The sequence below is a fragment of the Streptomyces sp. NPDC040718 genome (assembly GCF_055593565.1).
In genome coordinates this window covers 21,905-35,795 of record NZ_JBVIXO010000008.1, presented here as the reverse complement: position 1 = coordinate 35,795, position 13,891 = coordinate 21,905, and the positions used below count along the sequence as shown (strand labels likewise).

Annotated in this window: 12 protein-coding genes; 4 read left to right on the top strand and 8 right to left on the bottom strand. The window is 75.5% G+C overall.

Annotated features, from left to right (window positions below; genetic code table 11):
* Positions 1–48 precede the first annotated feature (48 nt).
* From ACZ597_RS20830 to ACZ597_RS20820, 3 genes are all read right to left on the bottom strand, one after another.
* Entirely contained in the window at positions 49–423 is a 375-nt protein-coding gene (locus tag ACZ597_RS20830) for an RNA polymerase-binding protein RbpA (RefSeq protein ID WP_007262928.1), read from the bottom strand.
* A gap of 345 nt (positions 424–768) precedes the next feature.
* The gene (locus ACZ597_RS20825) at positions 769–2,151 is read right to left on the bottom strand and encodes an MFS transporter (RefSeq protein ID WP_471332123.1); all 1,383 of its coding nucleotides are present in this window, start codon (positions 2,149–2,151) and stop codon (positions 769–771) included.
* 66 nt (positions 2,152–2,217) lie between these two features.
* Positions 2,218–2,988, bottom strand: a complete 771-nt coding sequence (locus ACZ597_RS20820) for a glycerophosphodiester phosphodiesterase (protein WP_471332121.1) — start codon at positions 2,986–2,988, stop codon at positions 2,218–2,220.
* 216 nt (positions 2,989–3,204) lie between these two features.
* Between ACZ597_RS20820 and ACZ597_RS20815 the strand changes: the two genes are divergently transcribed.
* A complete protein-coding gene (locus ACZ597_RS20815) occupies positions 3,205–4,707 on the top strand; it encodes an SCO1417 family PLP biosynthesis transcription factor (RefSeq protein WP_471332118.1) in 1,503 nt (500 codons plus the stop codon).
* 4 nt (positions 4,708–4,711) lie between these two features.
* Here ACZ597_RS20815 and ACZ597_RS20810 read toward each other — a convergent pair whose 3' ends face one another.
* Together ACZ597_RS20810 and ACZ597_RS20805 are read right to left on the bottom strand one after the other, a co-directional pair.
* Positions 4,712–6,334 (bottom strand): hypothetical protein, encoded by a 1,623-nt coding sequence (locus tag ACZ597_RS20810; protein WP_471332115.1) that lies wholly within the window; start codon positions 6,332–6,334, stop codon positions 4,712–4,714.
* A gap of 169 nt (positions 6,335–6,503) precedes the next feature.
* The gene (locus ACZ597_RS20805; RefSeq protein WP_007262923.1) at positions 6,504–6,698 is read right to left on the bottom strand and encodes a hypothetical protein; all 195 of its coding nucleotides are present in this window, start codon (positions 6,696–6,698) and stop codon (positions 6,504–6,506) included.
* A 350-nt stretch (positions 6,699–7,048) separates the two neighbouring features.
* Here ACZ597_RS20805 and ACZ597_RS20800 point away from each other — a divergent pair, with 350 nt between their 5' ends.
* Positions 7,049–7,450, top strand: a complete 402-nt coding sequence (locus ACZ597_RS20800; protein WP_471332112.1) for an ankyrin repeat domain-containing protein — start codon at positions 7,049–7,051, stop codon at positions 7,448–7,450.
* A gap of 341 nt (positions 7,451–7,791) precedes the next feature.
* Positions 7,792–9,189: a HEAT repeat domain-containing protein gene (locus tag ACZ597_RS20795; RefSeq protein WP_471332109.1), complete on the top strand. Its 1,398-nt coding sequence runs from the start codon at positions 7,792–7,794 to the stop codon at positions 9,187–9,189.
* 771 nt (positions 9,190–9,960) lie between these two features.
* On the opposite strand, the gene ACZ597_RS20790 is transcribed toward ACZ597_RS20795, so the two are convergent.
* From ACZ597_RS20790 to ACZ597_RS20780, 3 genes are read right to left on the bottom strand one after another with little or no spacing between them, the layout of a single operon-like run.
* Positions 9,961–10,818, bottom strand: coding sequence for a 5-oxoprolinase subunit C family protein (locus ACZ597_RS20790; RefSeq protein ID WP_471332721.1), 858 nt, complete (start codon positions 10,816–10,818; stop codon positions 9,961–9,963).
* Between the two features lie 5 nt (positions 10,819–10,823).
* Positions 10,824–11,444, bottom strand: coding sequence for a 5-oxoprolinase subunit B family protein (locus ACZ597_RS20785; RefSeq protein WP_471332106.1), 621 nt, complete (start codon positions 11,442–11,444; stop codon positions 10,824–10,826).
* Positions 11,441–12,220, bottom strand: coding sequence for a LamB/YcsF family protein (locus tag ACZ597_RS20780; RefSeq protein ID WP_471332104.1), 780 nt, complete (start codon positions 12,218–12,220; stop codon positions 11,441–11,443). The genes ACZ597_RS20785 and ACZ597_RS20780 overlap by 4 nt, the downstream gene beginning before the upstream one ends.
* A gap of 154 nt (positions 12,221–12,374) precedes the next feature.
* On the opposite strand from ACZ597_RS20780, the gene ACZ597_RS20775 reads away from it, so the two are divergent.
* Positions 12,375–13,880, top strand: a complete 1,506-nt coding sequence (locus ACZ597_RS20775) for a hypothetical protein (RefSeq protein ID WP_471332101.1) — start codon at positions 12,375–12,377, stop codon at positions 13,878–13,880.
* The last annotated feature ends 11 nt before the right edge of the window (positions 13,881–13,891 follow it).

Sequence of the window (13,891 nt, the reverse complement as noted above, 5' to 3'; positions counted from 1 at the left end):
CCCCGCCACATCAGTGGCGGGGCCCCTCGGCTACTGCGTGCCCGCGGGTCAGGCGGACTTGCGGCTGTCGCGCGGATGCACGGCAATGTTCATGGCGCCGGAGCGCAGGACGGCCAGCCTTTCGGCCAGCACCTCCTCCAGCTCCTCGCGGGTGCGCCGCTCCATGAGCATGTCCCAGTGCGTTCGCGCAGGCTTGCCCTTCTTCTCTTCGGGCCCGTCCCCGTCAACCAGGAGTGCCATGGCGCCGCACGCCTTGCACTCCCACTCCGGCGGAATCTCTGCCTCAACCGAGAACGGCATCTCAAATCGATGTCCGTTCTGGCATGCGTACTCCACCGCCTGGCGCGGGGCCAGATCGATGCCGCGGTCCGTCTCGTAGCTGGTAACCACGAGCCGCGTACCGCGGAGAGCTCGCTCACTCATGAATCGTGCCTCCCGGGCTTGTCGCCCACAGGACAGGTGTCGCTGTCGTCGTCATCCGGTCAACGTCCGGTCGGCGGTATAGATTCCCGCTCCGGGTCATGCGTCGCCCGTCGTGCCGCCCCTTGTTGTACCCACCAGTGCCCGTTTTGTCACATCTGGCAGCAGATGTCACCCAACGTCTATACTTCTTATGCGCGCAGTAACGGTCCGCCTGGCAGGCCAAAGGCGTACACTACCGGCCCTTTGCCGCAACGTCGAAATTCGTTCGGGATTCGTTCGTGAGTCCGGATCCCGGCGGGTGGCGGAGGGGTCGGATCCGGGCCCGCCCGGGCCCGGATCCGCGCTTCAGAGGCGTACCGGAACAGGATTGCCCGCCGCCTCCACCGCGCGCCGCACCGGCACCCGCGCGAGCAGCACGAAACCCAGTGCGAAGAACACCACCAACGAGATGATCGCGTCCCGGTAGCTGCCCGTGACCTGGTAGGTCAGGCCGAAGACCAGCGGCCCCACCCAGCTCAGCCCCCGGTCGCTCATCTCGTACGCCGAGAAGTACTCGGCCTCCTTGCCCGCGGGCACCAGGTGCGAGAACAGCGAGCGCGACAGCGCCTGGCTGCCGCCCAGCACCAGGCCGATCATCGCGGCGAGCGCGAAGAACCACACCGGGGTCCGGGCCGGCAGGAAGTACCCGGCCGCGAGCGTCAGCGCCCACGCGGCCAGCGAGCCCAGGATCGTCCGCTTCGCCCCGTACGTGCGGGCCAGCCGCCCCATCCCCAGCGCGCCCGCCACCGCCAGCACCTGGACCAGCAGCACCGCGCCGATCAGGGTGGACTGCTCCAGCTCCAGTTCCTCGGAGCCGTAGACCGAGGCCTGGGAGATCACCGTCTGCACGCCGTCGTTGTAGATCAGGTACGCGAGCAGGAAGGACAGGGTCAGCGGGTAGCGCCGCATGTCCTTGAAGGTGGCCACCAGCTGCTTCCAGCCGCTGACGGCCGGCGCGCCGCCCGCCTCCCGGACCACCGCCCGGTCCCGCAGCCGGCGCAGCGGGATCAGCGCGAACGCCCCCCACCACAGGCCCGCCGAGGCCAGGCAGACGCGTACGGCCTCGCCCTCGGACAGGCCGAAGGAGTCGTGGCCCAGGTAGAGCGCGAGGTTCACCACGAGCATCAGCGAGCCCGCCGTGTAGCCGAAGGCCCAGCCCCGGGAGGAGACGGCGTCCCGCTCGTCCGGCGTGGAGATCTGCGGCAGGTAGGCGTTGTAGAGCACCATCGACACGGACAGGGCCGCGTTCGCGACGATCAGCAGGAACCCGCCCAGCAGGTAGCGCTCGCCGCCGAGGAAGAACATGGCCGCCGTCGCCGTGGCGCCGGTGTACGCCGCCACGGCCAGCAGCGGCTTCTTGCGGCCGGTCCGGTCGGCGACCGCCCCCGCCAGCGGCATGAGCAGCACGGCGAGGATCACCGACGCCGAGACCGAGTACGCGAAGAAGGACCCGGCCCGCACCGGGACGCCCAGCGGGTGCACGTAGCCCTCGGCGTCCGCGGCGGCCTTCGCCACCGAGGTCAGGTAGGGGCCCAGGAACACCGTGAGCACGCTCGCCGAGTACACGGACACGGCGAAGTCGTAGAAGTACCAGCCGCGCTGTTCGCGCCTGCGTGCGGCCGCCGCCTCCGCGGACGGTCTGCCGTCCTCGGCCCCGGGCTCCGCCCCGTCCGTTGTCTGCGCGCTCATTCGAGAGCCCCCTCGCTGGTCCCCGTACCGCACGGCCGCGGGCGCCCGCGCGGCCGCCGGGCGGTGTCAGGCCCAGGCGCCGCGCCGGTCCAGCACCGTGCGCAAGATGTCGATCCGGTCGGTCATGATGCCATCGACCCCCAGGTCGAGGAGAGCCTCCATGCGTTCCGGTTCGTTCACGGTCCACACGTGCACCTGGAGTCCCCGCTCGTGCGCGGTCCGTACGAACCGCCGGTCGACCACGCGGATGCCCGCCTGGGTCTCCGGGACCTGGGCCGCCACCGCGCCGACGCGCAGGGCCGCCGGGATCGCGAACGAGCGAAGCCGCAGGCCGACCACCCCGCGCACCCCGTACGAGGTCGCCAGCCGCGGCCCCGCGATCTTCTGCGCCCGGGCCACCCGGCTCTCCGAGAAGGAGCCCACGCACACCCGGTCCCAGACCCCGGCCCGCGCGATCAGGTTGACCAGCGGGTGCAGGGCCGACTCGTCCTTGAGGTCCACGTTCCAGCGGGCGTGGGGGAACTCCTCCAGCAGGTCCTCGAAGAGGGCCAGCGGCTCGCTCCCCGCCACCCGCGCCCCGCGCACCCGGCTCCAGGGCAGCTCCCGGATCCTGCCGCTCATGTCGGTGACCCGGTCCAGCGTGGCGTCGTGGAAGGCCACCAGCTTCCCGTCCGCCGTCGCGTGCACATCGGTCTCGAAGTACCGGTAGCCCGCGTCGGCGGCCCTGCGGAAGGCGGCGGCGGTGTTCTCCAGCCCGTCCGCGGCCCCGCCCCGGTGGGCGAAGGGGATCGGGGCCGGGTGGTCCAGGTAGGGGTGCCGGAGGCGTACGTGAGTCACGGCCGCAGTATGCCCAATGCCTCCCGCCGGGCGGGAGCGCCACGGGAGCGGGGGCGCGGCCGCGCGGTGAACCGCCCGGACCCGCCGGCCGTCCGCGCGGCACCCCCCCTGGCCGCAGTGGACCGGCCCATGACAGTGTGGGGCCGCACGGCCAATCCAATACCGGCCCCGGGGCCCGTGCCCCGAGGCCAATCCGACGAAGGTGGACCGGACACCATGGCCCAGTGGACCTCAGCGGTCGGTGCCGCGCAGCTCGCCCGGCTCATCGGCTCCCAGCAGGACCGGCCCGCGCCGCCCGGCGCCCGCAAGCCGCCCGCGTACCGCACCCTGGCCGACGGCATCCGGCTGCTCGTCCTGGAGGGCCGGGTCCCCGTCGCCGCCAGGCTGCCCGCCGAGCGGGAGCTCGCCGTCGCCCTGTCGCTGAGCCGCACCACCGTCGCCGCCGCGTACGAGGCCCTGCGCGGCGAGGGCTTCCTCGAATCCCGCCGGGGCGCGGGCAGCTGGACCTCCGTACCGGCCGGGAACCCGCTGCCGGCCCGCGGCCTGGAACCGCTGCCCCCCGAATCCCTCGGCTCGATGATCGACCTCGGCTGCGCCGCCCTCCCGGCCCCCGAGCCCTGGCTGACCAAGGCCGTCCAGGGCGCCCTGGAGGAGCTCCCGCCCTACGCGCACACCCACGGGGACTACCCGGCGGGCCTGCCCGCGCTGCGCCGGATGCTCGCCGACCGCTACACCGAGCGGGGCATCCCGACCATGCCCGAGCAGATCATGGTCACCACCGGGGCGATGGGCGCCATAGACGCCATCTGCAGCCTCTTCGCCGGCCGGGGCGAGCGGATCGCCGTGGAGTCCCCCTCCTACGCCAACATCCTCCAGCTGATGCGCGCCGCCGAGGCCCGCCTGGTGCCCGTGGCGATGGGGACGGGGCTGAGCGGCTGGGACATGGACGTCTGGCGGCAGGTGCTGCGCGACTCGGCGCCGCGCCTGGCCTACGTCGTCGCTGACTTCCACAACCCGACCGGGGCCCTGGCCTCGGAGGACAAGCGCCGGGCGATGGTCGAGGCGGCCCGCTCCGCCGGGACGGTGCTGATCGCCGACGAGACCATGGCCGAACTCCGGCTGGACCCGGACCTCGCCATGCCCCGCCCGGTCTGCTCCTTCGACCCGGCCGGCTCCACGGTGGTCACCGTCGGTTCCGCCAGCAAGGCCTTCTGGGCGGGCATGCGCATCGGCTGGGTCCGGGCGGCCCCCGACGTCATCCGCAGCCTGGTCGCCGCACGCGCGTACGCGGACCTCGGCACCCCGGTGCTGGAACAGCTCGCGGTGAACTGGCTGATGCGCACCGGCGGCTGGGCCGAGGCCGTCGGGATGCGCCGCGCCCAGGCCCGGGAGAACCGGGACGCGCTCGTCGCGGCGGTGCGCCGGGAGCTGCCGGACTGGGAGTACGAGGTGCCGAGCGGCGGGCTCACGCTCTGGGCCCGCGCGGGCGGCCTGTCCGGGTCGCGGCTGGCCGAGGTGGGGGAGCGGGTCGGCGTCCGCGTCCCCTCGGGCCCCCGGTTCGGCGTCGACGGGGCCTTCGAGGGCTACGTCCGGCTGCCGTTCACGGTGGGCGGGCCGGTGGCGGAGGAGGCCGCGGCCCGCCTGGCCGCGGCGGCCCGCCTGGTCGGCACGGGAGCGGGCGGCAGCGGGTCGGAGCCCCCGCGCACCTTCGTCGCGTAGCTCCCTACTGCGCCTCCGCCGGGACCTCCGGGATCTCCGCGGCGTCGATCGGGGAGGGCTGCGGCTGGACCTGGAGCGGCCTGCACGGGGCCGGCGGACCCTCGCCGCCCCGGCCCGGCGCCTGCCGCTCCGGCAGCAGCTCCAGCACCGCCTGCCGGTGGGCGGGGTGCGCAGCGTCGTCGTACGGGTCCGGCGTGGCCGGCACCTGGAGGCGGTGCACGGGCCCGGTGCCGAGCCGCGCGTACCCGCGGCCCGGCGGCAGCTGCGGGGGCGGAGTGGTGTGCGGCGGCAGCCCCAGCACGTCCGCGACCTGCTGGACCGGGGCCGGCCCGAGCACCACCCGGGCGCGGGTGTGCTGCCAGACGGCGTCGTTCAGCAGCTCCAGGTGGTCGAAGTGCTCCGCGACGACCACCGTGACGTGCGCGGCGCGCCCGTGCCGCAGCGGCACCTGGAGCTGGGCGAGCGGATCGGGGCGGCCCTCGGCGGCGGCCAGGTGCGCGAGCACGCTGGGCCGGTCCAGCAGGATCCACAGCGGGCGCCGGGAGTCCTCGGGCGCGGCACGGCCGGCCTCGCGCGCCAGGTGCGTCGCGATCAGCCGCCGCTCGGTCTCGTGCGCCGCCCACTCGACGGAGGCCAGCGCCCCGGTGGGGCCGCATTCGACGGCGAGGACGCCGGCCCGGCCGGCCAGGCAGGCGTACTCGCCGCTGCCGCCGCCCTCGACGATCATCACGTCGCCGCCCTGCCCCAGGGCCTGGAGGGCGATCGAGCGCAGCAGGGTGGAGGTGCCGCTGCCGGGCTGGCCGACGGCGAGCAGGTGCGGTTCGGCGGAGCGGGGGCCGGTCCGCCAGATCACCGGCGGCACGTCGGCCGGCTCCTCCCCCTCCAGTACGGGCACGGTGCGCCGCACGCCCCCGGGGTCGGTGAAGCCGAGGACGGTCTCGCCCGGCGAGGTCACGAAGGGCTGGGCGGCGATGTCCGTGGGCAGCGCCGCCAGCACCCGCAGGTCGAGCCGGTTGGCTTCCTCGTCCCAGTCGAAGAGGTACTCCCGGCCGCGCCCGGCCTTGGCGTGCAGCAGGGCCTCGATCCGGGCCCGTGAGGCGGTCTCGCCGTCGGTGAAGTAGGCCGGGTAGCGGATCTGGAGCCGGCTCACCCGGCCCGCGGCGTCGAACTCGTACCCGCTGAAGGCCTCCTCCCAGGCCCCGCCGTGGGCGAAGAGCGGGCTGGGGTCCTCCGGGGCGGAGAAGTACGGCACCAGCGCCTCGTACAGCGAGCGCAGCCGCTCGGCCCCGGCGTCGCCGGGCCCGGAGTCGGCCGGGGAGCGGTCGCGCCCGTGCCAGGCCGCGGCCGCCATGAGGCTGATCAAGGCGCCGAGGGGGCCGTAGGGGACGATCGCGACCACGAGGACGCAGGCGGCCCCGAGGAACAGCGCCGGACCGCGCTTGTCCTTCGGGGTCGCCGCCCATCTGCGCCGCCCGGCGGAGGCCAGGACGCGCAGGCCGCGTCCGATGACGATGAGCGGGTGGAGCACGTCGGTGGCGCTGTCGGCAGCCGTGCGGGCGATGTCGCGCCCCCGGGTGAGCGACGCGCTGCCGCTGCTGAGGATGCGGGGGAGTGGGCGCCGGGCCACGGTCGTCTCCTGGAGTCGTGGTGGTGCGGGACTGTGGCGTCAGGGCCCGGGCGCTGTGGGGCTGGGCGGTACCCAGGCGGCCGAGGCCGCGGGCCTGATCGTGTACGGCCCGTGCGGGGCCGGAGCCCCGGCGGGGCCGGCACCCGTGCGGGCCTGGAGCCCTGGCGGGCTAGAGCTTGATCCCGCCGAGGAGGCTCGCGAGGCTGGCCGTGCTGGCCGTGATGCTCGGGGCGATGGCGGAGCCGGCGAGGAAGAATCCGAACAGCGCGCAGACGAAGGCGTGCGTCAGCTTCATCCCGTCCTTCTTGAAGAACAGGAAGCAGATGATGCCGAGCAGGACGACACCTGAGATGGACAGGACCATGTGACGTTCTCCTGATGAGTCGAGGCTCCTGGTGGGTGGGTACGGTCACCATCAGTTGTTCCAGGCTCACAGGAAGTATCAATGCGATAAAAGGTGCATACGGGTGAATCCTGGGTTTTTTCACTTGACCGGACGCGCCTGACTGGCGCGGCCGGCACCCGCGGTGTGGGGGCACCGCCGCCAGGCATCCTTGCCTCGGACCGGCCCCGTCATGTCCCCGGACGGGCGCTACCCTGGCGATTCACCCGTACGGACGCAGTGCCGTGCGCCGTCCTGCCCTCCCGGCCTGGGGAAACTCCTTCCGGAGAGCGGCAAGCCGACATGCCAGAGACCGAAAGGCGGTACGACCGATGAGCGAGCACCAGGACGCCCCCGACGAGGACGTCGTCGAACTGGCCGGCAAGATCTTCGACCTCGCCCGTCAGGGTGAGGCCGCGACGCTGGCCGCCTACCTGGACGCCGGGGTTCCGGCCAACCTCACCAACGACCGCGGCGACACCCTCGTCATGCTCGCCGCCTACCACGGCCACGCCGACACCGTCACGGTCCTGCTGGAGCGCGGAGCCGAGGCGGACCGCGCCAACGACCGCGGCCAGACCCCCCTCGCCGGAGCCGTCTTCAAGGGCGAGGAGGCCGTCATCCGCGCGCTGCTCGCCAGCGGGGCCGACCCCGACGCGGGCACCCCCTCCGCCGTGGACACGGCCCGCATGTTCAACAAGGCCGACCTGCTGGAACTCTTCGGAGCCAAGTAGTCCGCTTTTTTCCGGGCGTGGCCCGGCCCGGACGGCCCCGCCACCTCACGGCTTGGTCACGGCGCCCTTAAATGTGGTCGCGGCGCACAAACCGCCTGGGTCATCATGGCGTCGGATTCGATTCGCGGACATGACGGACGGGCAGGAGCGGGCTGGACACGACGGGTGTCCACACCCACCCCTGCCGCACCGGCCGCCGTGGTCGCGAAGCACCGACGAGAGTGAGAAGGCAATGGTCTACATCGAGCGGAACCAGACGGCGGACGTCCTCACATGCTGTTACGCGGCCCTGTGAATCCCGATTCCCGGTCGCGTCCCCAGCTTGATTTGAGGCCATTCCCATGTTCGAACCAGTCATAGCGCCGAGCGGTACCCTGCTCGGGCTCCTCCAGCGGGGCCGTGGCGACGGCACGCTGCACGCCCTCGCCGCACCCAGGTCCGAGGCCCTCGCGGCACTCAACCAGTGCGTGCTGCGCGACCCGCGCCAGGACTGGCAGGTCGAGAACCGCTCCCTGTACTACGCGCGCCTGTACCTGGACCTCGACGGCCCCCTCGGCGAGATCGAGGCCCACCTCTTCGGCGCCGACGACCTCTTCGACGAAGAGGACCACCGGACCGGCCTCGCCCTGTCCGTCCTCGGGCACCTGGCCTCGTACGGCCGCGACGACGCCCTCATGCTGCTGCGCCGCTACGCCGCCTCCGGCGCCAACTGGGCCTGGGCCCTCGACGAGCTCGCCCTGCGCGACGACGACGCCGGCCTGCGCTCCCTCGCCGCACCCGTCCTCGCCCGGTTCCCCGCAACCGCCGAGGGCGAGGCGCGGCTGGCCGCCGCCGTCCGCGACGCCTACGAGCCCCGCCCGTGGTCCCTGTGGGAGGAGCTGCCCGCCTACGCGGAACGCCTGCGCGCCGCCCGCCAGCAGGGCTCCTTCGACCGCTGGCAGCGCCAGATGACCCCCGGCGGCCCCCGCCCCGGCTGGGGCGTCCAGGCCGTCTTCGACTGGGCCGCCGACGGGCTGCGCCGGGGCACCCCCCTGCACGTGCCCGCCGCGCGCTGCCTCGCCGCCGTGGCCTCGCCCGAGGACCGGCCCGCCGTCCTCGCGGCCGCCGCCGGAGCCTCCGGCGAGGCCGCCCGGGCCACCGCCCTGCACCACCTGGTCCTCGCCGAGCCGGAGAACCCGGCCGTACTGGACCTCATCGAAGCCGCCGGGGACGAGCCCGCCGTGGCCGCCTACGAGCGCATGTGCGGCCCCGCCGCCCTCGACCGGGCCCGGCTCTGGGTCCACCGCCCCGACGCGCTCGGAGCGGCCGCCGCGGCCCTCCTGGCGGCCGGCGGCGGCGTCGATGACGCCGCGCTGGTCCTCGGCGCCCTCCGCAACACCGTCCGGGGCTCGGGCCCCGACACCACCCGCCTCTTCGCCCTGGTCGACGGAGCGGGCCGGCTCTCCATCAGCTGCGCGGCCCCGGTGCTGCGCCACGTCTACCGCGAGACGGCCTCCTCCCACCTGCGCGGCCGCGCGGCCCGCGCGCTGGCCGCCACCGACCCCACCTTCGCGGCGGGCTTCGCCGTCGAATGCCTCTGGGACTGCGAGGAGACCACGCGCGAGGTCGCGGCCCGCCACGCGGAGACCGCCGACGCCCGGGTCGCCCCCCGCCTGCGCCGCCTGGCGGCCGACCCGGCGGAGGAGGAGGACGTCCAGTCGGCCGTCCGCAGCCGCATCACCCCGGAATCCGCGGTGTAGCCCCGGGAGGCGCTGCCCCGGGCCCCGAGGGCGAGGGGGCGGGGGCCCTCCGCCACCCGGCCGGCCCCGATGGCGGCGTCCTCCGCCCCCGGCCCCGGTGGCGGGGCCCTCCGCCACCCGGCCGGCCCCGATGGCGGCGTCCTCCGCCCCCGGCCCCGGTGGGCGCGGGCGCCCCGGCCGTCCTGTCGGCAGCCGCCGCCCGGGCGGTGTGCTGTCCCGCCGGGTGCCGGGTGCCGGGTGCCGGGTGCCGGGTGCCGGGTGCGGGTGGTCTGCCGCTGCGCGGGCCTGCCCCTCCCCGCCCTTCCACCGTTCCCCAGGGCTGCGCCCCGGACCCCTGGGGGCTCCGCCCCCAGACCCTCCCCCGGCTACCGCCGGGAGGTGCCCCCTGCGCCTCAAAACGCCGGCGGGGCACTCCAGCCCCGCCGGCGTTTGAGGCGCGGGTCAGGGGCGGAGCCCCGGGGAACGGTGGAAGGGCGGGTAGGGGACCTCGCCCCGCGCAGCGGCCCACCCACCCGCAGACGACCGACCGCCCCCTGCCACGCCCGTGGCCCCGCCCGGCAGGCCGACGGCCGGAGGCCGGCGCCAGCGGCGCGAAGCCGGGGAGGCCGCCCGCGGCCGGGCCGCGCGAGTGGGGCGTGAAGAGGGCGTGGCCGCCCGCGGCCGGGCCGCGCGAGTGGGGCGTGAAGAAGGCGTGGCCGCCCGCGGCCGGGCCGCGCGAGTGGGGCGTGAAGAAGGCGTGGCCGCCCGCGGCCGGGCCGCGCGAGCGGCGCGTCAGGAGGGGACGAAGCGGAGCCGGAGGCCCGGGCGGGCCTGCGCGGCGGCGTCGAGGGCGGGCCCCGCCGGGACCACGCCGACCACCGGGTAGCCACCCGTCACCGGATGGTCGGCCAGGAAGACCACCGGCAGCCCGTCCGGCGGGACCTGCACCGCCCCCAGCACCATCCCCTCGCTCGGCAGCTCCCCGCCCCGCGCGCGGGCCAGCGCCGGACCCCCTTCCGTGCGCAGGCCGATCCGGTTCGACGCCGGGGACACCCGGTACGCCGAGGACGCCAGCGCGGCCAGCGAAGCCTCCGTGAACCAGTCGGCCCGCGGCCCGAGCCGCAGGGGCAGCACCAGCTCGGCCGACGGCATCCCCGCAGGGGCCACCGCATCGGCGGCCGGCACCGGATCCGGCCCCGGCGGGCCCACCGGCAGCACCGACCCCGCCGACAGCACCGGCGGGCCGAGCCCCGACAGCAGGTCCGTCGCGCGGCTGCCCAGCACCGCCGGCGCAGCCAGGCCTCCCCGCACCGCGACGTAGCCGCGCAGCCCGGACTCCGCCCGGCCCACGTCCAGCTCCGCCCCCGCGCGCAGCCACACCGGCGCACCCCAGGCCGCCGGGCGCCCGCAGACGCGTACCGCACAGGGAGCGCCCGTCACGGCCACCGTCACCGGGGCCAGTGCGCGCAGCCGCACCCCGTCCAGGGTGGTCTCCAGGGCGGCGGCCCCCGCCGGGTTGCCGACGAGGCGGTTGGCCAGGGCGTACGCCCCCGTGTCCAGCGCCCCCGAGCGGGGCACGCCGAGGTGCGCGTACCCGGGGCGCCCCAGGTCCTGGACGGTGGTCAGCGCGCCCGCCCGCAGTACCAGCAGCCCGCTCACGCCGCCCCCGCCTCCTCGAACCGCACCCGCACCCCGGGAGCGAACAGCGCCGCCGGCTCCCGCGCGGGGTCCCACAGCACCGCGTCGGTGGAGCCGACCAGCTGCCAGCCGCCGGGGGAGGGGCGCGGGTACACCCCCGCGTACTCCCCGGCCAGCGCCAGCGAGCCCGCCGGGACCGCCGTACGGGGCGTCGCCCGCCGGGGCAGCCACAGGTGTTCCGGGAGCCCGGTGAGGTAGCCGAAGCCGGGCGCGAACCCGCAGAAGGCCACCCGGAAGACGATCCCCCCGACGATCCCAGCGACCTCCCGCTCGGCGACGCCCCACGCGCCGGCCACCTCCGCCAGGTCCGGCCCGTCGTACCGCACCGGCACGGTCACCAGCGGCCCGTCCGCCTCCGTCAGCGGCGGCACCTCCCAGCGCCCGATCCGCGCGGCCAGCGCCGCGGGCTCCTGCACCCCGTCCAGCAGCACGGTCCGCGCGGCCGGCACGACCTCCCGTACGCCGCCCAGCTCGCCCGCGTCCCGCCGGCGCAGCAGCTCGGCGTGGAGCGCGGCCACCTCCCCGGCGGAGTCCACCTCGACCAGCAGGGCCTCCCGCCCCACGACCAGCGCCCTCACGCGAAGGCCTCCACCCGCACCCCGGCCCCCTCCAGCGCCTCCCGCACCCGCCGGGCCAGCCCCGCCGCCCCCGGGGTGTCCCCGTGCAGGCACAGCGAACGCGCCGGCACCGCCACCGGGGACCCGTCCGAGGCCGTCACGGTCCGCTCGGCGGCCATCCGCACGGCCCGCCCGACCACCGCGTCCGGATCGTGCAGCACCGCCCCCGGCTCGCCGCGCGGGACCAGCGTCCCGAGCGGGGTGTACGCCCGGTCGGCGAAGGCCTCCGGCACGGCCTCCAGCCCCGCCTCCCCGGCAGCCGCCAGCAGCAGCGAACCGGGCAGGCCCAGCACCGGCAGCCCGGCCTCCCCGGAGGCCAGCCGGACCCCGGCGACCACGGCGGCGGCCTGCTCGGCGTCGTGCACCGTGCGGTTGTAGAGCGCACCGTGCGGCTTCACGTACGACACCCGGGACCCGGCCGCCCGCGCGAACACCTCCAGCGCCCCGATCTGGTAGGCCACCTCCGCCGCCAGCTCCCCGGCCGGCACGTCCATCGACCGCCGCCCGAAGCCCGCCAGGTCCCGGTACGAGACCTGTGCGCCGATCCGTACGCCCCGCTCGGCGGCCAGCTCGCAGACCCGGCGCATGATCGACGGATCGCCCGCGTGGAAGCCGCAGGCCACGTTGGCGCTCGTGACCACCGACAGCAGGGCCGCGTCGTCCGTGAGCGTCCAGCGTCCGAAGCCCTCGCCCAGGTCGGCGTTCAGGTCGATCAGAGGTGTGATCATGGAAGCCATGCGGTGAGCGTAGAACAGCCCCCGATCGCGCGGCGGCTCCCCTCCGCTCCGCGCCGCTCCCCTCCGCACGGACACCCGCCCGCCGCCGGGGGCCGATCCGGCGGAAACCGTGCCGTTTGGGTTGTTGTCCGCGACACCGCCTACTCTTTCCGTCGTGACTCTCCCAGCCCCGGCGAAACCCCTTCCGTCCCCGGCGCCGGGCCCGGCCGCCGACGAGGGCCTCGCCCGGCGGCTCCGTGCCCTGGCCTGCACCGCCCCGCTGCACGACCTCGACGTACGCAAGGCCAATCTGGCCGGAGAGTACGGGGTCTACGCGATGGCGGAGGTCGCGCTGTCCGCGATCGACCTCGTCACGCTCAACATGGACTTCGACACCGGCGCCGACCACGAGCAGATAGTGGCCCGGATGCTGCCGCGCGTCGCCGCCCAGGCCCCCCGGAGGCCGGCCGCCGAGCACGAGCGTGTCGCCCGCTGGGTCCTGGAGAACCTGATCAACGTCGGCAGCGTGGACCGCGGCTTCCGCGCGATCTACGGCACCTTCGGACCCGACGGGGTCTACGTCCGCCGGGACTACGACTTCAAGCTGATCGAGGAGGTCCCCGGCCACGGCGGCGCGGTCTACCTGCGGACCACCGACGAGGCGGTCAACGTCCTGGTCGGCGCCCTCGACACGGACGTCACCAGCGCCCAGATCGCCGCCGAGGTCAAGCTGGAGGTGCTGATCAGCCGGGGCCGGCTGGCCGACGCCCAGCTCGCCGCCGAACAGGCCCGCTACCGGACCGTCCAGTACGCCGAGACCCTGCGCCGCACCCTCGACGCGACCCGGCGCAACGTCCGCGCGGTCGACTGGCTCCAGGCCGTCCCGGACATGATCGCGGAGGCCCTGGACCACGTCGCCGACCGCTACCGGCACGAGAACGCCATCCTCACCAACATCCGCAAGGCGCGCGACGAGGCCGAGGACCCCGAGAACAAGCGGCGCGCCGCCGAACTCGTCGACATCGTCAAGGACTGCATCCGCCGCCACACCCAGCTCCAGTCGCGGCTGCTGGACGCCGGCCCGCTCTTCCGCGCCGAGCAGGACCGCCAGGCCTTCGCCGCGCCCGCCCCGCGCTCCGGGATCGACCTCTACGGCCAGCTCGTCGCGCCCCTGCTGCCGCTCCCGCTGGAGCGGGCCACCCGGATCACCGACGCCTTCTTCGCCGCCGGCACCGGCCTGCGCACCCCCGTCTCCGTGCGGGTCGCGGACCTGGTGGACATACTCCTCACCCCGCCCGTGGAACGGGAGCACCTCGGCGCGGAGATGCCCGAACCGGACCTCATCGCCACCCCCGACGACAGCCGCTTCAGCGAGGAGCAGCTCGCCGCCGCGACCCAGCTCCTGGACCTGCCGCACGACGCCCCGCGCCGCCTCTCCGGCCTCCTCGCCGAGGCCCGCCGCGACGACCCCGACCTGCCGTACCTGGTGGCCCTGCTCGCCGTCCACGCGGCGAGCCCGGCGGTGGGCACGGCCTACCGCCAGGGCGAGGAGCGGCTGCTGTTCGCGGTGGACGACGGCACGCGGCTCGACGACCCGGAGTTCGGCGGCGCGGACCTGATCGTCGGCACGGCCCTCCTGGACGCGGCGGGCATGGCGGCCGACCGCACGGAGTCGACATGACCCCGCCGGCC